Annotated in this window: 16 protein-coding genes, 1 tRNA gene and 2 rRNA genes (1 of these 19 running past the window's edge); 2 read left to right on the top strand and 17 right to left on the bottom strand. The window is 60.3% G+C overall.

Annotation, left to right across the window (positions count from 1 at the left end; genetic code table 11):
• Positions 1 to 284: 284 nt before the first annotated feature.
• The 4 genes from ACSMDR_RS20335 to norV all read right to left on the bottom strand — a co-directional run bounded on the left by ACSMDR_RS20335 (position 285) and on the right by norV (position 4740).
• Positions 285 to 1502, bottom strand: coding sequence for a 4Fe-4S binding protein (locus tag ACSMDR_RS20335; RefSeq protein ID WP_436469499.1), 1218 nt, complete (start codon positions 1500 to 1502; stop codon positions 285 to 287).
• 122 nt (positions 1503 to 1624) lie between these two features.
• The gene (locus tag ACSMDR_RS20340) at positions 1625 to 1966 is read right to left on the bottom strand and encodes a TehB family protein (RefSeq protein WP_436469500.1); all 342 of its coding nucleotides are present in this window, start codon (positions 1964 to 1966) and stop codon (positions 1625 to 1627) included.
• Between the two features lie 51 nt (positions 1967 to 2017).
• Positions 2018 to 3184: an NADH:flavorubredoxin reductase NorW gene (gene norW, locus ACSMDR_RS20345; protein ID WP_436469501.1), complete on the bottom strand. Its 1167-nt coding sequence runs from the start codon at positions 3182 to 3184 to the stop codon at positions 2018 to 2020.
• Positions 3181 to 4740: an anaerobic nitric oxide reductase flavorubredoxin gene (gene norV, locus ACSMDR_RS20350; protein WP_436469502.1), complete on the bottom strand. Its 1560-nt coding sequence runs from the start codon at positions 4738 to 4740 to the stop codon at positions 3181 to 3183. Before norV ends, norW begins: the two co-directional genes overlap by 4 nt.
• Before the next feature lie 171 nt (positions 4741 to 4911).
• On the opposite strand from norV, the gene norR reads away from it, so the two are divergent.
• Positions 4912 to 6441: a nitric oxide reductase transcriptional regulator NorR gene (gene norR, locus ACSMDR_RS20355; RefSeq protein WP_436469503.1), complete on the top strand. Its 1530-nt coding sequence runs from the start codon at positions 4912 to 4914 to the stop codon at positions 6439 to 6441.
• A 104-nt stretch (positions 6442 to 6545) separates the two neighbouring features.
• On the opposite strand, the gene hemB is transcribed toward norR, so the two are convergent.
• The 10 genes from hemB to ACSMDR_RS20405 all read right to left on the bottom strand — a co-directional run bounded on the left by hemB (position 6546) and on the right by ACSMDR_RS20405 (position 14819).
• On the bottom strand, positions 6546 to 7565 hold the full coding sequence (hemB, locus tag ACSMDR_RS20360; RefSeq protein ID WP_436469504.1) for a porphobilinogen synthase: 1020 nt from the start codon (positions 7563 to 7565) through the stop codon (positions 6546 to 6548).
• A 3-nt stretch (positions 7566 to 7568) separates the two neighbouring features.
• Positions 7569 to 8354 carry a TatD family hydrolase gene (locus ACSMDR_RS20365; protein WP_436469505.1) on the bottom strand — a complete coding sequence of 262 codons (786 nt, stop codon included), beginning with the start codon at positions 8352 to 8354 and terminating at the stop codon, positions 7569 to 7571.
• A 151-nt stretch (positions 8355 to 8505) separates the two neighbouring features.
• Positions 8506 to 9258, bottom strand: a complete 753-nt coding sequence (gene tatC / locus ACSMDR_RS20370) for a twin-arginine translocase subunit TatC (RefSeq protein WP_005900506.1) — start codon at positions 9256 to 9258, stop codon at positions 8506 to 8508.
• Entirely contained in the window at positions 9255 to 9725 is a 471-nt protein-coding gene (gene tatB / locus ACSMDR_RS20375; protein ID WP_436469506.1) for a Sec-independent protein translocase protein TatB, read from the bottom strand. The genes tatC and tatB overlap by 4 nt, the downstream gene beginning before the upstream one ends.
• 3 nt (positions 9726 to 9728) lie before the next feature.
• Positions 9729 to 9974: a Sec-independent protein translocase subunit TatA gene (gene tatA / locus ACSMDR_RS20380; protein ID WP_005900501.1), complete on the bottom strand. Its 246-nt coding sequence runs from the start codon at positions 9972 to 9974 to the stop codon at positions 9729 to 9731.
• Between the two features lie 42 nt (positions 9975 to 10016).
• Positions 10017 to 11654 (bottom strand): ubiquinone biosynthesis regulatory protein kinase UbiB, encoded by a 1638-nt coding sequence (gene ubiB / locus ACSMDR_RS20385; protein ID WP_436469507.1) that lies wholly within the window; start codon positions 11652 to 11654, stop codon positions 10017 to 10019.
• Positions 11654 to 12262 (bottom strand): ubiquinone biosynthesis accessory factor UbiJ, encoded by a 609-nt coding sequence (locus tag ACSMDR_RS20390; RefSeq protein WP_436469508.1) that lies wholly within the window; start codon positions 12260 to 12262, stop codon positions 11654 to 11656. Before ACSMDR_RS20390 ends, ubiB begins: the two co-directional genes overlap by 1 nt.
• Positions 12263 to 12271: 9 nt before the next feature.
• Entirely contained in the window at positions 12272 to 13024 is a 753-nt protein-coding gene (gene ubiE, locus ACSMDR_RS20395; RefSeq protein ID WP_005900495.1) for a bifunctional demethylmenaquinone methyltransferase/2-methoxy-6-polyprenyl-1,4-benzoquinol methylase UbiE, read from the bottom strand.
• 65 nt (positions 13025 to 13089) lie between these two features.
• Positions 13090 to 13467 (bottom strand): fluoride efflux transporter CrcB, encoded by a 378-nt coding sequence (gene crcB, locus ACSMDR_RS20400; RefSeq protein ID WP_436469509.1) that lies wholly within the window; start codon positions 13465 to 13467, stop codon positions 13090 to 13092.
• 86 nt (positions 13468 to 13553) lie between these two features.
• Positions 13554 to 14819: a cytosine deaminase gene (locus tag ACSMDR_RS20405; protein ID WP_436469602.1), complete on the bottom strand. Its 1266-nt coding sequence runs from the start codon at positions 14817 to 14819 to the stop codon at positions 13554 to 13556.
• 149 nt (positions 14820 to 14968) lie between these two features.
• On the opposite strand from ACSMDR_RS20405, the gene ACSMDR_RS20410 reads away from it, so the two are divergent.
• Entirely contained in the window at positions 14969 to 15172 is a 204-nt protein-coding gene (locus tag ACSMDR_RS20410; RefSeq protein ID WP_436469510.1) for a hypothetical protein, read from the top strand.
• Between the two features lie 65 nt (positions 15173 to 15237).
• On the opposite strand, the gene ACSMDR_RS20415 is transcribed toward ACSMDR_RS20410, so the two are convergent.
• The 3 genes from ACSMDR_RS20415 to ACSMDR_RS20425 all read right to left on the bottom strand — a co-directional run.
• Positions 15238 to 15313: transfer RNA gene (locus tag ACSMDR_RS20415), tRNA-Thr, on the bottom strand.
• 105 nt (positions 15314 to 15418) lie between these two features.
• Positions 15419 to 15533 (bottom strand): 5S ribosomal RNA (rrf, locus tag ACSMDR_RS20420).
• A gap of 196 nt (positions 15534 to 15729) precedes the next feature.
• Positions 15730 to 18091, bottom strand: a 23S ribosomal RNA gene (locus ACSMDR_RS20425); it runs 528 nt beyond the window's last position.

Below are 18091 nucleotides of genomic sequence, written 5' to 3' on the forward strand. Positions count from 1 at the left end.
TCCAAAGACGATTGTTGATCTGATCGCGACCGCGGACCGTTGCATTTGCTACGCCGGTTGTCATGGTAGATCGCGCTCATCTATGCTGCCGGCGCCCGGCGCTTGCTGCTTCGAAAGCGAAGCAAGGCGCGACCAGGGCTAGCTACCGGCCCGACATGGCAGCAGGGCCATCATGTCGGGGAAGGGACTTTACCCTGCTACCCCTCAGGTATCAAATGCGGGTGCATCCTCCGGCAATCAGGCTCTCCGCACAGGGCAGTTAGCTGCGATTGGTCCATCGACGCTCAATGGACCAGTTGTGGCAGCATTTGCAGCAACTCATGGCGATCCGCCAGCGGTGTCTGGCTGACCCAGATACCCAGCAGGCCGTAGGAGAGCAGCGGCAATATCAACAACAGCATGCAGAGCAGACCCAGCAGCCAGCGGGGCTCAAGCCTGCGCGCCTTGCTGCCAAGGTGCAGCGCATCGGCCCGCTTGGGGCAGGCGGCGACACAGCTCAGGCAGCTGCTGCACTCGAGGCTCTGCACCGCGATCAGCTGGTGCACCTGGATGCGGGAGGGACAGGCCCGGCTGCACTTGTCGCAGTCATGGCCAGCGCTGCGCAGGCAGCGCGCCGGGTCACGGCGAATGCGCAGCGGTGTCAGCAGGCCGAGTAAAGACAGCCAGGCGCCGTAGGGGCAGAGATAGCGGCAGAAGCCCTGGCGGAAGATGGCGGTGAGCAGCAGCACCCAACCCAGGCAGAGGCCGGAGATCAGGGTCAGGCTGAAGAAGAAGGCCCCCATCTTCATGTCCGCCGCCTGATGATAGGGACTGGCGAGGTAGCCGGGCAGGGCGGCAGCGGGCACCGCCAGCAGGATAATGAAGAGCAAAAAGCCGAGCACCAGAAACTTCTGGGCTCGCAGCACGGCATCGAGCCAGCGCGGCGGCGTCCACTCCCCCGCCATCAATCGGCTGCGCAGACGATGCAGCCACTCACCCACCAGCCCGAGCGGGCAGAACCAGGCGCAGAAGGCCCGCCCCAGCAGCAGGGCCGACAGGCAGAGCACCAGCACTGTGATAGTGGCCGCCGGATGGTGGGGATCCACCAGCCCCTGTCCGAGCCAGGCCCGCAGCCCCAGCCCACCGGCGATGGGCAGGAAGCCGTCCACCACGTCCGGGCGCACCAGCAAGGGGGGTATCCCCTGCCCCAGCTGCCAGATATGGATGCCGTACTGCACAGTCACCAGCCCCCAGCAGAGCAGCAGCAGATGGCGGGTCCAGGCCCGCAGCGACTGGCTGTTGGCTCCGCTGAGTGTCGGCAGCGGTCGGTATCTGTGCCACAGGGCGAGGGGGACGATCACCAGTCCCAGCACGAACCAGAGCAGGCTGTCCGCCACCACCAGCCAGATCAGGCCCAGCAGGCCGAGGGCAAGACGCCACCGCCAACCGGTACGCGCCTGCCACCCCAACAGGGCCAGATAGACCAGACCAGCCACCATGGTCATGGCTTCAATCAGGCTCATGCATCTCCCTCACAGCACTCATTCGGATAAGGGGGCAGGATAACGAACATCTGAGTTGACTGTTTTGATCTGCATGGGCAGAGGGGACATTCGCGCCCAATGCCCCTGGCTAGGGTTGAACCTTATGCCTTGCGGCTGTTGAACAGCGGCTGATCCGACGAACCCTGCTCGGCCCAGAAGTGGATGTTGAAGCGGGCATCCTCCGACAGCTCGACCCTGTGCCAATACTGGGGCGGACTGGTGGCAAACTCCCCGGCCCGGATCACCAGGCTCATCTCCGGCTCTTCGGCCTGTTCGTCGGCAAAGCCGTGATAGGTGACTATGCCCTCCATCACGCAGAGCTGGCCGAACACCCCGGCCGCGGTGTTGTGGTGGCTGAGCAGGGCCTGGGGCACATTCTGGCGGGTAAAGAAGGGGGTGGAGCGGCGTACCACCCAGTGAGACGGTATCGGTTGCATGGTCATATCAGTTCTCCTCCCGTGCCCGGGTCGACCCGGCCGGTGCAATAAAAAGGGTTAACGGGGCAGCTGACGCATCAGGGGGAAGGCGGCGCTCATCTGATCGCCACCCACCACGAAGCCGCACAGCTCGCCGGCTTGATCGCGGGCCTCGGCCACCATGCCGTGGCTGTTCCAGCGGCACTGCCAGGCGAGATCCTCACCCTTGGTGCGGCCCGCCAGTTGCAGCGGGTAGCGCGGCGTCTTCACCTTCACCAGCATGGGGGGCAGGGTCAGCGGGGTCGGCTTCCCGAGCAGGGTGCGCGCCAGTGCATTGGCCCCCAGCACGATTGGTTGCAGGAAGGGGAGCAACTGGCCTCGCCACTGCACGCAATCCCCCAGGGCGAAGATGTGGGGATCGCTGGTCTGCAAGCTGTCGTCGACCAGGATGCCGCGCTCCACTGCCAGCCCGGCCTCCTGGGCCAGGGCCAGATTGGGCGTAAGGCCGATGGCGGCGATCACCAGATCCTGCTCGCTGATGCGCCCGTCGGTCAGGGTGACGCACCAGCCATCCCCCGGCTGAGCATCCATCCTGGCGAGACCCACCCCGAACTGCAGGCTGACCCCCTGGTTGCAGAGCGCCCGTTGCAGCGGCTGGGTCAGGGCGGCGGGCAGCAGGACGCTTAAGGGGCTGCCGGCCAGATCCACCAGCGTCACCTCTTTTCCTGCGCTCGCCATGTCCATCGCCAGCTCGCAGCCGATGAGCCCCGCCCCCAGCACCAGAATGCGGCGGGCCTGCTGGATTGCCCCCTCGGCGGCGGCGTACTCTTGCTGGCTGTTGAGGGTCACCAGATGCTCGCTGCCCGGTATCTCGGGGCGCGCCGCGCTGGCGCCGGTGGCCAGCACCAGCTGGCCGTAGGGGAAGCTGCCCTGCGAGGTCAACAGGGTGCGCCGGGCGGGATCTATGCCGAGCACCGGGCAGTGGGGCAGCAGTGCGATGCGCTGCTGCTCGGCAAAGTCGCTGCCGATCTGGCGGGTCATGGCCACGGCAGGGCAGCCCCGGCTCACCACGTGGCTCAAGTCGGGCTTGTTGTATTCGTCACCGCTGTCGGCGGTGATGAGGCGGATGGGCTGCTCGGCGTCCAGCTTGCGCAAGCTCTTGACCAGCTGCTGGGCGGCGAAGCCGCTGCCGATCACCACGATTTCCCGGCTGATGCCGGCGTCATTCAGGGTTGCTGCGTTCATACACAGGCCTCCACGGCGCAGGGTTCGAATACCTCCTTGCCGATGCCGCAGCCGGGGCAGAGGAAGCTGTCCGGCACCTGGGCCCAGGGAGTGCCCGGTGCCACCAGCTGATCCGGCTCGCCCAGTGCCGGGTCATAGATCCACTGGCAGACGGTGCAGAGCATGGGCTGGTCATCGTCCTGCTCGCAGGTGGTCGGGGCCACGCCGCGAGATACCGGGAGCTCCATCGCACCAGAAAAAGCGGGGACACCCACCTCAACCGCACCAGCAGAAGCGGGGACACTCACCACAACTCCTGCCTCAACTACCGGAGCCGCTGCGGCGCTAGTTGTGATGATCGGACGGGGCGCTTCCAGCGGATGCAGCGCCCACTGGCGGGCGAGCTGGCGACCGTGCTCGCGGCACAGGGCCAGCGCCGATCCGTCGGGGCGCCACTTGGCCTTGAGGGAGATGCTGATGTCGAATCCCGCATCCATCAGCCGGGTCTGGATCCGGTCAACGGCACCACCGGTCCAGCCGTAGCTGCCGAAGGCCGAGGCCCGCTTGTTGCGAAAGCGCAGGCCGGTGATCTCTTCGAGCATGCCCGCCACCTTGGGCATCATGACGTTGTTCATGGTGGAGGAGCCCACCAGCACCCCCTTGGAGCGGAACACCTGGGTCAGGATTTCATTCTTGTCGTGGCGCGCCACGTTGTAGATCTTCACCGCCACCCCGGGGTCCACCTCGTGGATGCCCTGGGCAATGGCGTCGGCCATCATGCGGGTGTTGTTGGACATGGAGTCGTAGAAGAGGGTGATGCGATCCTCCTGGTAGTGGTCGGCCCACTCCAGGTATTTCAGGATGATCTGGGTGGGATCGTCACGCCAGACGATGCCGTGGGAGGTAGCCACCATGCTCACCGGCAGGTTGAAGCCGAGCACCTCCTTGATCTTGGCTGTCACCAGGGGGCTGAAGGGGGTGAGTATGTTGGCGTAGTAGCGCTGGCACTGCTCCATCAGCTCAACCTGATCCACCTCGTCGTTGAACAGGTGCTCGTCGCAGTAGTGCTGGCCGAAGGCGTCATTGGAGAAGAGCACAGCATCCTCCGTCATGTAGGTCATCATGCTGTCGGGCCAGTGCAGCATGGGAGTCTCGATAAACACCAGCTGCTTGCCGTTGCCGATATCCAGGCTGTCGCCGGTTTTCACCGGGTGGAAATTCCACTCAGGATGATGATGGTGGCCGGTGATGGAGTCGATGGCGTTGTGGGTGCAGTAGATGGGGGTGCCCGGAATGCGGGCCATCAGCTCGGTCAGAGCACCGGCATGATCTTCCTCGGCGTGGTTGATCACGATAACGTCGATGGAGGCGAGATCGATCTCGGCCGCCAGATTCTGCACAAACTCGCGGCTGAACTTGTGATCGACCGTATCGATCAGCACATTCTTGCCTTCGCGGATGAGATAGCTGTTGTAGCTGGTGCCCTTGTGGGTCTTGTACTCGGTGCCGTGAAAGTCGCGCACCTCCCAGTCCCGTTGGCCGACCCAGTGAATGTTGTTTTTGACGTGAATGGTCATCAAGTTGTTCCTCAGAATGCAATAGCGAATGTGCAACTGAACGGACTATTGCAGTTGACGTGCCAACTCATAACTCATTGTTTTTATAGAAAACGCATTTCAGTCATTGTCATTTAGACAACTACCACTCATAGTCAAAAACACAAAGACACTGTCATTTGGACAATTCTCGTGATTTCAACCGACAGCCTGGCGCGCATCGCCCTCGACCTGCAACTCGGCATCTCCCATCAGGACAGGTTCCACCGCCTGATCCAGAGCGTGCGCAGCCTGCTGCACTCGGATGCCTCGGCCCTGCTGCGCTACGAGGGGGGCCAGTTTATACCGCTGGCCATCGACGGTCTGATGCAGGACGTGCTGGGCCGCCGCTTCGCGCTGGCGGACCATCCGCGCATGGAGGCCATCGCCCGTGCCGGCGACGTGGTGCGCTTCCCCGCCGACAGCAACCTGCCCGACCCCTATGACGGCCTGATCCCGGATCACGACGACTTCAGGGTGCACGCCTGCGTCGGCCTGCCACTGTTTTCGGATCAGACGCTCATCGGCGCCCTGACCATAGATGGCATGAACCCGACCCAGTTCGACGGCATCAGCGACGAGGAGCTGCGGCTGGTGGGCGCCCTTGCCGCCGCCGCCCTCAGCAACGCCCTGTTGCTGGAACGGCTCGCCCGCCAGAGCAGCGAACCCCTCGCTCCCTCCACCCAGAATGGGCCGGGCCAGCCCGAGATGATTGGCCGCTCCCCGGCCATGGACCGGTTGCGCCACGAGATAAACGTGGTGGCGAGCTCCGAGCTGAACGTACTGATCCTAGGGGAGACGGGAGTCGGCAAGGAGCTGATCGCCAAGGCGGTGCATCAGGGCTCACCTCGTGCCAGCGCGCCGCTGGTCTATCTCAACTGCGCCGCCCTGCCGGAATCGGTGGCGGAGAGCGAGCTGTTCGGCCACGTGAAGGGGGCTTTCACCGGCGCCATTCACAACCGGGCGGGCAAGTTCGAGCTGGCCGACAAGGGCACCCTGTTCCTGGACGAGATCGGCGAGCTCTCCCTGTCGCTGCAGGCCAAGCTGCTGCGGGTGCTGCAATACGGCGATCTGCAGCGCATCGGTGACGACACCCCCCTCAAGGTGAACGTGCGTATCCTGGCCGCCACCAACCGGGATCTGAAACAAGCGGTGGTCGAGGGGCAATTTCGAAGCGATCTCTACCACCGCCTAAGCGTCTTCCCGATCCACGCCCCGGCGCTGCGCGAGCGCCCCGGCGACATCCCCCTGCTGGCCGGTTATTTTTGCGAACGCTGCCGGGTCAGCCTGGGGCTGGAGCGGCTGCGCATCCAGCCCAGGGCGCTGGCACTGCTCGAGGGTCACGACTGGCCGGGCAACGTGCGGGAGCTGGAGCACGCCATCCACAGAGCCGCCGTGCTGGCGCGGGCCGAGCAGGGCAGTCAGGCCCCGGCACTGGATTGCCACCACTTCAATCTGGCGGCCAGCGGCACCCCTTCATCCAGCCGCATCCCTGTGGAACAGGCGCCGCAGCAGATGACGGCTGGCATTGGACTGCGCACGGCCACCGATGCCTTCCAGCTCCAGCTGATCGAGCAGACCCTGGCAGCCCAGCAGGGCAACTGGGCCGCCACCGCCCGGGCGCTTGAGCTGGACGGCGGCAACCTGCACCGGCTCGCCAGACGGCTCGGCCTCAAGCCCTGAGGGTTGCCCATAACCCCCCTCGCTGGCCAACCCGGCGCAGCGAGTCGCAAGATGCAGATACAACAACGGCTCCCTCGGGAGCCGTTGTTGTATGCGCGATCTCATCAGCGCTGGGCATCTTCCTTCAGCCATTGGGCAACCCGTTTGGCAAAGTAGGTGAGTATGCCGTCGGCACCGGCGCGCTTGAAGCAGAGCAGGGACTCCATGACGGTCTCGCGCTCCTTGAGCCAGCCGTTCTGGATGGCGGCCATGTGCATGGCATACTCGCCACTCACCTGATAGGCGTAGGTCGGCACGCCAAACTGATCCTTGACCCGGCGGATCACGTCCAGATAAGGCATGCCGGGTTTGACCATGACGCTGTCGGCCCCCTCCTGGATATCAAGGGCGACCTCATGCAGGGCCTCGTCACCGTTGGCCGGATCCATCTGGTAGGTGGCCTTGTTGCTCTTGCCGAGATTGGTGGCCGAGCCAACCGCATCGCGGAAGGGGCCGTAGTAGCTGGAGGCGTACTTGGCTGAGTACGCCATGATCTGGGTGTGAACGAAGCCGTGCTCCTCTAGTGCCGCACGAATGGCACCGATGCGGCCATCCATCATGTCGGACGGTGCCACCATATCGGCCCCCGCCTGCGCATGGGAAAGCGCCTGCTTGACCAGGATCTCGGTGGTGATGTCGTTCATCACATAACCGTCGCCATCTATGATGCCATCCTGACCATGGGTGGTGAAGGGATCCAGTGCCACGTCCGTGATGACCCCAAGCTCGGGGAAAGCCGCCTTGAGGGCGCGGGTGGCGCGCTGGGCCAGCGCATCCGGGTTGTAGGCTTCTTCGGCCAGCAAACTCTTCTTGCCAAGCGGCGTCACCGGGAACAAGGCGATTGCGGGCACCCCCAGGGCGACCAGCTCGGCGGCCTCGATCAGCAGCAGATCGATGGAGAGGCGATCCACTCCCGGCATCGAGGCCACGGCTTCCCGCTGACCTTCACCTTCCAGCACGAACACCGGATAGATGAGGTCATCGACCGTGAGACGATTCTCGCGCATCAGACGGCGGCTGAAATCCTGCTTGCGCGCCCGGCGCAGACGGCGGCCCGGGAAGGCGCCTGGAAGAGTTGTGGCCATGAGTCACTCCTGGATTGGAAGTTGGAAAAACGCGGCTGAAGTGGCCCGGGTATGGGCCAGCAGGGCCTCGGGCGCTTCAGCGCGGCAAGCCGCCACCACTTGGGCGATGTGCGGCAAAAAAGCGGGTTCGTTGCGTTTGGGGCGCGGCTTGAGATCCCGGGGCACCAGATAGGGAGCATCCGTCTCTATCATCAGGCGGCCCGCCGGAATGCGAGCCACCTGCTCGCGCAGCAAGAGACCCCGTCGCTCGTCGCAGATCCAGCCGGTGACGCCTATGTGCAATCCCAGGGCCAGGCACTCATCGAGCTCCTCATCGGTGCCGGTGAAACAGTGCAGCACGGCCCCCGGCAACTCAGGGAGCCAGGGAGCCAGGATCTCGATGAAACGGGCGTGGGCATCGCGGCAGTGCAGGAACACCGGCATGTTCAGCTCGGCGGCCAGGGCAAGCTGGGCATCGAACACGGCATCCTGCACAGGACGCGGCGAGAAGTCGCGGTTGTAGTCCAGGCCGCACTCGCCGATGGCAACCACCTGAGGCAAGGTCGCCAGCTCACGCAGGGCAGCCAGGGTCTGCTCGTCCACCGACTTGGCATCATGGGGATGCACCCCTGCGGTCGAGAAACAGTAGTCGGGCCAGCGGCTGGCCAGGGCAGCGCTCTCCTGGCTGCCCGCCAGGTCGGTACCGGTCAGGATCAGGGCGCTGAGTCCAGCGGCGCGGGCGCGCTCGACCAACTCGTCCTGCTCCCCCGCAAACTGGGGGCTGGTGAGGTTAATGCCTATATCTATCATGGAGTCTTCAAAAATGCAGATGAAAGCCATCAAGGGCCACTACCATACTCCCCGCGTCCGGCCATGAAAAGAGTCAGCCCCTCGGGATTGGCTGGACGGCGCGGCGCTCGCCCTGCAATCCGGCAGGCAGCACGCCAAAAAAAGAGGGGGCTCAGCCCCCCTGTTCGGTTTCCTCGTCAGCCAGCGGCTCCTTGCGAGTGTAGAAACGCGCGAAGAAGACACCGACCTCGAACAGCATCCACATCGGGATCGCGAGCAGAGTCTGGGAGAAGACATCCGGCGGCGTCAGCAGCATGCCGATGACGAAGACGGTCACCACCACATAGGGACGCTTGGACTTGAGGCTCTGCGGGGTAGTGACGCCCGTCCAGCAGAGCAATATGGTCGCCACCGGGATCTCGAACGCTACCCCGAACGCGAAGAACAGGGTCAGCACGAAGTCCAGGTAGTTGGCGATATCGGTGGCAATGGTCACCCCGGCCGGAGCCGTGCTGGTGAAAAAGCCAAACACCAGCGGGAACACCACGTAGTAGGCGAACGCCATCCCCGAGTAGAACAGCAGGGCGCTGGAGCAGACCAGGGGCATGATGAGCCGCCGCTCATGCTTGTACAGCCCCGGGGCGATAAAGGCCCAGGCCTGATAGAGCAGATAGGGGATGGTGATGAAGAAGGCGACCACTATGGTCAGCTTGATGGGCGTCAGGAAAGGGGTCGCCACATCGGTCGCTATCATGCTGGTACCGGCAGGCAGCTGGCTTATCAGAGGCTCAGAGACGAACTTGTAGATATCGTTCGAAAAATAGACCAGGCAGACAAACACCAGCAGTATGGCGCCCAAGGCATGGAGCAGGCGGGTCCTCAGCTCCACCAGATGGGCGATCAGCGGCTGTTCGGTCTGGCTCATGGCTTGGCCCCCCCGTTGATATCCGGCGAAGCGGCCTTGGTCGATTCGGCCACGGGATCGTTCGGCTCGGCGGCCTGCTCTTTGACTGGCTGTGACCTGGCATCCGGCAAGATACGGTTTTCCGGCTCGGGGGCCGCGTCAGGCTCATGGCCAGACACATCCGGGGACGACGCCTTGGCGTAGGGATGTGTGACCGAGTTGGCCGCTTCCTTCAGCTTGTCGATGGACTCTTGCAGTTCCGGGCTTAGATTGCGCATCTGCAGTTGCTCGGCCTTCTTGAGATCGTTATGCAGCTCTTGCAGCTTGAGCTCCTGGGCCAACTCGGACTTGACCGCATTGGCCGTGCTGCGCACCGCCCGGATCCAGCCGCTGACGGTACGGATGGCAACCGGTAGCCGCTCAGGGCCCAGCACCAGCAGGCCGACGATGCCGACCACGATCAGTTCCCAAAAACCGATGTCGAACATGGCTTAGGCCTGATCTTTGTCTTTCTGCTTCGCGCTCTCGTCCTGCTTGGCCGATTCATTCAGCTGCTTGGGATCGAAGTCCGCATCCTTTTGCACCGGTTTGGCATCGGGTTCGTCGGAAATGGCTTTCTTGAAGCCTTTGACCGCAGCACCCAGATCACCGCCAATGCCGCGCAACTTCTTGGTGCCAAACAGCAACACGACGATGGCCGCGATGATCAACAATTGCCAAATACTGATTCCACCCATGATTTTCTCTCCGAAATTGGCGCCGTCAGGCGCGCATTGTAATTAGTGTGAACGGGCCTTGAGCCAACCGAGCAGCCAGCATACGCCACTGGCGGCCAGCGATACTTGACCCCATTCAATATGTTGTTCGGTAATCAGGAAAATGCCGGCCAGCAGCAGGCTCGCGCCCGTGCCAAGCAGATAACGGGCCTGACCCTGACGACGACTATGACTGCGAAATTCGACAAACAGATGATCAAACTGGCGTTGTTGGCTGCGAGCCTGCCGCAGGGTCTCGTAAACCAGCTCGGGCAGCTCGGGCAGCTTCTCGGCCCAGAAGGGCGCCTTGTCACGGATCGCGTTCCAGACGGCCTTGGGGCCAACCTGCTCGCGCATCCAGTTTTCCAGGAAAGGCTTGGCGGTCTGCCACAAGTCGAGCTGGGGATAGAGCTGACGTCCCAGGCCTTCGATATAGAGCAGGGTTTTTTGCAGCAACACCAACTGGGGCTGCACCTGCATGTTGAAGCGCCGGGCGGTGTTGAACAGATTGAGCAGCACATGGCCGAACGAGATCTCGGACAGGGGCTTCTCGAAGATAGGTTCCAGCACGGTACGGATGGCAAACTCGAACTCGTCGATCTTGGTGTCGGCAGGTACCCAGCCGGACTCCACATGCAACTCGGCCACCTTGCGGTAGTCCCGGTTGAAGAAGGCGAGGAAGTTCTCGGCCAGATAGCGTTTGTCTTCCTTGTTCAGGGTACCGACTATGCCGCAATCTATGCCGATCCAGAGCGGATTTTCCGGGTGCTCACGGGCCACGAAGATGTTGCCGGGGTGCATGTCGGCATGGAAGAAGCTGTCACGAAACACTTGGGTGAAGAAGACTTCGACACCACGCTCGGCCAGCAGCTTCATATTGGTGCCATTGGCTTCCAGGGCCGCGATGTCGGAGACGGGGATGCCGTAGATACGCTCCATCACCAGCACCTGCTCGCGGCAGTGCTCAGCGTAAACCTCGGGCACATAGAGGGCATCCGAGCCGAGGAAGTTGCGGCGCAGTTGGATGGCGTTGGCAGCCTCGCGCATCAGATTGAGCTCGTCGAGTATGGTCTTGCGATACTCGGCAACCACTTCGACCGGCCGCAACCTGGCACTGGACGGGGCGAAGCGGGACACCAGCCGTGCCAGGGCCGTCATCAACCGCAGATCAGCCTCTATGGTCTGCTCTATGTCGGGGCGGATCACCTTGATGACAATCTCCCGACCACTCTCCTTGAGGCGCGCCGTGTGCACCTGGGCGATGGAGGCTGAGGCCAGCGGCGTCTCGTCGAAGTCATCGAACAGCGCCTCGATCGACACTCCAAGACTCTGTTCTATCTGACTGCGAGCCAGCTGACCGCAGAAGGGCGGGACCCTGTCTTGCAGCAGAGCCAGCTCCTCGGCGATGTCCGGCGGCAAGAGATCGCGCCGGGTCGACAGCATCTGACCGAACTTGATGAAGATGGGGCCGAGCGCCTCGAAGGCGAGGCGGATGCGCATGCCGCGGCTCTTGCCCTGCTGGCGATTTTTGAGCCAGAACAGGCTGCGGCGCGCCAATCTGCCCGGCCAGGGTTGATACTGGGCGGGCACCAGCTCGTCTATCCCCTGTTCAAGCAGGATGGCGACGATGCGATAGAGACGTTTGAACTCCTTGGGGGTCATCAGGGGATCCGTTGCTCGAGGCGGGCGAGACGCAGTTCGGTGGCCTTAAGGCGCTGGGCCAGGGCATCGACGTCATCGGAAAAACTGGCGACTTCCAGCGGGCCCGGGGCGAGGCGAACCTCTTCGGTGAGATATTCTGCCAGCTGGCGTTGACTGCGGCACAACTCGGTACCTATCGCCTTGCGCGCTCGATGGGCTCCGCGAAACAGGCTGTGAGCCAATACATCGCCGGTATAGCGAGAGAGTTGCTCTTCCCAATCGATATCGAGTTCGCCAAGCAGAGTACTGAAGGCCTGCACCAGCTGGGGATCCCCATGCAAATCCAGCTTCTCTTCGCGGATATAGCGGGTCAGGGCCGAAGGATCCTTGAGCAGACCCAGGGCACTCAGAGAGAGGCTCAGCACCGCATCGGCCTCCCCCTCATGCTGGGCCAGCACATCGAGACGGCTCGCCGAGAAGACAAACCAGAGTGGCTTGAGCTCGCGCAGATCCAGCTTGAGCACTTTGCCATTCAGTTTGCGCAACTTCTCCGGGCTCTGAGCATCGAGGCGCAGCAGCTGGTTGAGGCTGGTTTCGATCACGGCCGTGACCATGGCATCCATTGGCATACTCGGCCCTTAGAACTTGTAACCACGGTGCAGGGCGACAACACCCTGGGTGAGGTTGTAGTAATCCACCTGATCGAAGCCCGCCTCCAGCATCATCGCCTTGAGGGTCTCCTGATCCGGGTGCATGCGGATGGATTCCGCCAGATACTTGTAGCTTTCGCCGTCATTCGCAACCAACTCGCCCATTTTCGGCAGCAGTTTGAAGGAGTAGAGATCATAGAGCTTGGCGATCACTTCGCTCTGGGGTTTGGAGAACTCCAGCACCAGCAGGCGACCGCCCGGTTTGAGTACCCGGAACATGGAGGCCAGCGCCTTCTGCTTGTCGGTGACATTGCGCAACCCGAAGCCAATGGTGATGACATCGAAATGGTTGTCCGGGAAGGGCAGTGCCTCGGCATTGGCTTGCACGAAGGAGACATTGTTGGCGACCCCCAGATTGCGCAGCTTGTCGCGGCCGACCTTGAGCATGGAGTCGTTGATATCCGCCAGCACTACCTGACCCGTCTCGCCGACGATGCGGGAGAACTTGGCCGTCAGATCACCGGTGCCACCGGCCAGATCCAGTACCTTCTGGCCACGGCGCACGCCGGAGCAATCAATGGTGAATCGCTTCCACAGGCGGTGAATGCCGAACGACATCAGATCGTTCATCACATCATACTTGGCTGCCACCGAATGGAATACCCCGGCCACGAGCGTCTCTTTCTCGTTGGCCTCGACGGTTTTAAAGCCAAAATGCGTAGTTGTAGTCGGTTCCGACATCCCTCAAACACCCATAGAACAAACAATGGTCGCCAGTTTACCAGAGCAGCCAGCGTCCGGACACCTTAAACCCGGCTCCCAACCAACTGCATCCCCAGCACCACCATGGCCAGACAGAGGAAGAGGTTGAGCCCCATGTTGAGGGCAGCCTTGAGCCAGGCGCCATGCTGAGCCAGCACCACTGTATCCAGTGCGAAAGAGGAGAAGGTAGTCAAGGCACCCAGTATGCCGACCATCAGCAGTGGTTTCATGGGGTGTTCCAGGGATTGGCCATTGCTGATGAGGGCAAAGGCAATGCCCATGATGAAGGAACCGATCACATTGACCGTCAGGGTGCCATAGGGAAAGCTACGACCCAGCAGCAGGGCAAGCAGCTCTGTCATACCAAACCGCAGACAGGCGCCGATGGCACCACCACAGGCCACAAATAACCAAGTTTGCATGACAACATCTCCAAGAGTTTCAGCTGACATTATGCAAAATATCCCCTGCGGTTGACAGGATCAGGGTCGCCTAATGTTCCCTCAACTCAGCGGCGAAAATCGATGAGTTCGCGCTGCGTCAGATGAATATGACTCCTGGCTGGCGTCGTTTCGGCGATCAGCTTGCCATGACGGATGGAGTAACGCACCGGTACCTGACGACGCACCGCATCGAAGCCGTTCTCGGCGGGCAGGATCAGCAGGTTGGCAGGCTTGCCGACGTCTAGCCCGTAGCGATCCTCTACCCTCAGGGTGCGGGCGCTGTGGCTGCTGATCAGCTTCAAGCCGTCATTGATCTGCTCATAGCCCATGATCTGGCAGACATGTAGTCCCATATGCAACACCTGCAACATGTTTGCCGTGCCCATGGGATACCAGGGATCGAACACATCATCGTGACCGAAACAGACGTTGATATTCGCCTCCAGCATCTCTTTGACTCGAGTGACACCGCGCCGCTTGGGGTAAGTGTCGAAGCGTCCTTGCAGGTGGATGTTGACCAGGGGGTTGGCGACGAAATTGATGTCAGCCATACGCAGCAGGCGAAATAGCCGGGAAGTGTAAGCACCGTTATAGGAGTGCATGGCGGTGGTATGGCTGGCGGTGACACGTTCTCCCCAACCGCGCTCCAGAGCCAGTGTCGCCAATGTTTCAATGAAGCGTGACTGTTCGTCGTCGATCTCGTCGCAATGTACATCGATCAGGGCGTTATATCGCTCCGCCAGGTCGAATGCATAATGCAGACTCTCTATGCCGTACTCCCGGGTAAATTCGAAATGGGGGATGGCGCCGACTACGTCGGCACCAAGCGCCATCGCCTCCTCCATCAACGCCTTGCCGTTGGGGTAGGAGAGGATCCCCTCCTGGGGAAAGGCCACAAGCTGCAACTCTACCCAGGGTTTCATCTCTTCACGCAGCTCCAGCATGGCCTTCAAGGCGATCAGCTCAGGGTCTGACACGTCCACATGGCTGCGCACAAACTGGATGCCGTTCGCTATCTGCCATTTGAGCGTCTGCCTGGCCCGGGTTTTGACATCCTCATGGCTGAGCAACGCCTTGCGTTCGGCCCAGCGCTCTATGCCCTCGAACAGAGTACCGGACTGGTTCCAGCTCGGCTCACCCGCCGTCTGAGTGGTATCGAGATGGATGTGCGGTTCGATAAAAGGGGCCATGGCCAACCCCCCTTCGCCATCCAGAGATTCTTCATCCACCCTGGCGCTATGCATGGGGGCCGTACTCTCTATGAGTCCATTCTGGCAATGGATCTGCCACAGTCCCTGTCGCCCAACCAGCTTCACATTGGTGATCAACATCATGCCTCTCCCTATTCTCTGAATGCCATCTGCTTTATTTCACAACAAGTTAGCTTGGATCAACAAAGGAGAGAAGCGATTAGATCTGATTCATACGAGAACTGTTAACATGGATGATATGAACATCATCAGGGAGCGGACGGCCCAAGATGAAAGATAAGATGATAGAGATAGGCAGCATTGGTCTGTTTAACGAGTATTTACAGGGTATTGGGATCCGCAAGCCGCCTCTCGATACCATAGAGAGCCACTGGGAGTATCGACGGGAAGACAAGTTGACCGCCATGGTCACCAAAACCTCCTCTGGTGAGGTCAGGCTTTATCTGGATGCCAGGGCGATTTCCTTGAATTGATGGCTCGGTCATCAAAATTGGCAATGCAAAAAGGCCTTCCCGTTCGGGAAGGCCTTTTAATTTACTGGTGCTGATACCCAGAGTCGAACTGGGGACCTCATCCTTACCAAGGATGCGCTCTACCAACTGAGCCATATCAGCACACTAACCGGTAAAGAACACACTGTGTGCGTTATCTCAATCTTTTGTCCGCAACAACCTGACGTTGTTTCGCGACCAATCACATCGCTGTGACTGTAATTAGGAGCCTGGCAGTGTCCTACTCTCGCATGGCGAATGCCACACTACCATCGGCGCTACCGCGTTTCACTTCTGAGTTCGGCATGGGATCAGGTGGGTCCACGGCGCTATGGCCGCCAGGCAAATTCTTCATCGATTTGTCCGGAACAAATCGAAACCGCCGCAGGCGGGCTCGAAGAGTGAGGTTCAGGACGAACCGAATAATCTCGGAAAGCTGACGTGAGTAATGACTTAGGCTGTTGCCTCGTCACTATCACTGAATTTGTAAGTAGTTCATGCACTTGCTACAAGCACCAGAAACACTTCTTGGGTGTTGTATGGTTAAGCCTCACGGGTAATTAGTATGGGTTAGCTCAACACGTCGCCGCGCTTACACACCCCACCTATCAACGTTGTGGTCTCCAACGGCCCTTTAGGACCCTCAAGGGGTCAGGGATGACTCATCTCAGGGCTCGCTTCCCGCTTAGATGCTTTCAGCGGTTATCGATTCCGAACTTAGCTACCGGGCAGTGCCACTGGCGTGACAACCCGAACACCAGAGGTTCGTTCACTCCGGTCCTCTCGTACTAGGAGCAACTCCCTTCAATCATCCAACGCCCACGGCAGATAGGGACCGAACTGTCTCACGACGTTCTGAACCCAGCTCGCGTACCACTTTAAATGGCGAACAGCCATACCCTTGGGACCGACTTCAGCCCCAGGATGTGATGAGCCGACATCGAGGTGCCAAACACCGCCGTCGATATGAACTCTTGGGCGGTATCAGCCTGTTATCCCCGGAGTACCTTTTATCCGTTGAGCGATGGCCCTTCCATTCAGAACCACCGGATCACTATGACCTACTTTCGTACCTGCTCGACCTGTCCGTCTCGCAGTTAAGCTGGCTTATGCCATTGCACTAACCTCCTGATGTCCGACCAGGATTAGCCAACCTTCGTGCTCCTCCGTTACTCTTTGGGAGGAGACCGCCCCAGTCAAACTACCCACCAGGCACTGTCCGCGAGCCCGATTCAGGGCCCTGCGTTAGAACATCAAACATACAAGGGTGGTATTTCAAGGACGGCTCCACGACAACTAGCGTCATCGCTTCAAAGCCTCCCACCTATCCTACACATGTAGGTTCAATGTTCAGTGCCAAGCTGTAGTAAAGGTTCACGGGGTCTTTCCGTCTAGCCGCGGGTACACCGCATCTTCACGGCGAATTCGATTTCACTGAGTCTCGGGTGGAGACAGCATGGCCATGGTTACACCATTCGTGCAGGTCGGAACTTACCCGACAAGGAATTTCGCTACCTTAGGACCGTTATAGTTACGGCCGCCGTTTACCGGGGCTTCGATCAAGAGCTTCGCTTGCGCTAACCCCATCAATTAACCTTCCGGCACCGGGCAGGTGTCACACCCTATACGTCCACTTTCGTGTTTGCAGAGTGCTGTGTTTTTGATAAACAGTCCCAGCCATCTGGTCACTGCGACTCCCAACTGCTCCATCCGCAAGGGATTTCACTGTCAAGAGCGAACCTTCTCCCGAAGTTACGGTTCTATTTTGCCTAGTTCCTTCACCCGAGTTCTCTCAAGCGCCTTGGTATTCTCTACCCGACCACCTGTGTCGGTTTGGGGTACGATGACTTGTAATCTGAAGCTTAGAGGCTTTTCCTGGAAGCATGGCATCAATGGCTTCACCACCGTAGTGGCTTCGTCTCGTGTCTCAGCGTTGCATCTCCGGATTTGCCTAGAGATACCGCCTACGCACTTTCACCAGGACAACCGTCGCCTGGCCCACCTAGCCTTCTCCGTCCCCCCATCGCAATTACAAGTCGTGCAGGAATATTAACCTGCTTCCCATCGATTACGCCTTTCGGCCTCACCTTAGGGGTCGACTCACCCTGCCCCGATTAACGTTGGACAGGAACCCTTGGTCTTCCGGCGAGGAGGCTTTTCACCCCCTTTATCGTTACTTACGTCAGCATTCGCACTTCTGATATCTCCAGCATACCTCTCGATACACCTTCGCAGACTTACAGAACGCTCCCCTACCACTCACACATAAGTGTGAATCCGCGGCTTCGGTGCCTGGTTTGAGCCCCGTTACATCTTCCGCGCAGGCCGACTCGACTAGTGAGCTATTACGCTTTCTTTAAATGATGGCTGCTTCTAAGCCAACATCCTAGCTGTCTGAGCCTTCCCACATCGTTTCCCACTTAACCAGAACTTTGGGACCTTAGCCGGCGGTCTGGGTTGTTTCCCTCTTCACGACGGACGTTAGCACCCGCCGTGTGTCTCCCGGATATTACTTACTGGTATTCGGAGTTTGCATGGAGTTGGTAAGTCGGGATGACCCCCTAGTCCAAACAGTGCTCTACCCCCAGTAGTATTCGTCCGAGGCGCTACCTAAATAGCTTTCGGGGAGAACCAGCTATCTCCGAGTTTGATTGGCCTTTCACCCCCAGCCACAGGTCATCCCCTAACTTTGCAACGTTAGTGGGTTCGGTCCTCCAGTTGATGTTACTCAACCTTCAACCTGCCCATGGCTAGATCACCCGGTTTCGGGTCTACACCTTGCAACTAGACGCCCAGTTAAGACTCGGTTTCCCTACGGCTCCCCTATACGGTTAACCTCGCTACAAAATGTAAGTCGCTGACCCATTATACAAAAGGTACGCAGTCACCCCGAAGGGCTCC

It is taken from the genome of Aeromonas molluscorum (assembly GCF_051376105.1).
Taxonomy (GTDB): domain Bacteria; phylum Pseudomonadota; class Gammaproteobacteria; order Enterobacterales; family Aeromonadaceae; genus Aeromonas; species Aeromonas molluscorum.

Coding starts and splice junctions, on each gene's coding strand:
- norV (WP_436469502.1), bottom strand. CDS start 4,740: ATGACCATTCACGTCAAAAACAACATTCACTGGGTCGGCCAACGGGAC.
- ubiE (WP_005900495.1), bottom strand. CDS start 13,024: ATGTCGGAACCGACTACAACTACGCATTTTGGCTTTAAAACCGTCGAG.
- ubiB (WP_436469507.1), bottom strand. CDS start 11,654: ATGACCCCCAAGGAGTTCAAACGTCTCTATCGCATCGTCGCCATCCTG.
- ACSMDR_RS20410 (WP_436469510.1), top strand. CDS start 14,969: ATGAAAGATAAGATGATAGAGATAGGCAGCATTGGTCTGTTTAACGAG.
- tatB (WP_436469506.1), bottom strand. CDS start 9,725: ATGTTCGACATCGGTTTTTGGGAACTGATCGTGGTCGGCATCGTCGGC.
- tatA (WP_005900501.1), bottom strand. CDS start 9,974: ATGGGTGGAATCAGTATTTGGCAATTGTTGATCATCGCGGCCATCGTC.
- crcB (WP_436469509.1), bottom strand. CDS start 13,467: ATGCAAACTTGGTTATTTGTGGCCTGTGGTGGTGCCATCGGCGCCTGT.
- ACSMDR_RS20405 (WP_436469602.1), bottom strand. CDS start 14,819: ATGTTGATCACCAATGTGAAGCTGGTTGGGCGACAGGGACTGTGGCAG.
- ACSMDR_RS20365 (WP_436469505.1), bottom strand. CDS start 8,354: ATGATAGATATAGGCATTAACCTCACCAGCCCCCAGTTTGCGGGGGAG.
- ACSMDR_RS20335 (WP_436469499.1), bottom strand. CDS start 1,502: ATGAGCCTGATTGAAGCCATGACCATGGTGGCTGGTCTGGTCTATCTG.
- tatC (WP_005900506.1), bottom strand. CDS start 9,258: ATGAGCCAGACCGAACAGCCGCTGATCGCCCATCTGGTGGAGCTGAGG.
- ACSMDR_RS20340 (WP_436469500.1), bottom strand. CDS start 1,966: ATGACCATGCAACCGATACCGTCTCACTGGGTGGTACGCCGCTCCACC.
- hemB (WP_436469504.1), bottom strand. CDS start 7,565: ATGGCCACAACTCTTCCAGGCGCCTTCCCGGGCCGCCGTCTGCGCCGG.
- norW (WP_436469501.1), bottom strand. CDS start 3,184: ATGAACGCAGCAACCCTGAATGACGCCGGCATCAGCCGGGAAATCGTG.
- ACSMDR_RS20390 (WP_436469508.1), bottom strand. CDS start 12,262: ATGCCAATGGATGCCATGGTCACGGCCGTGATCGAAACCAGCCTCAAC.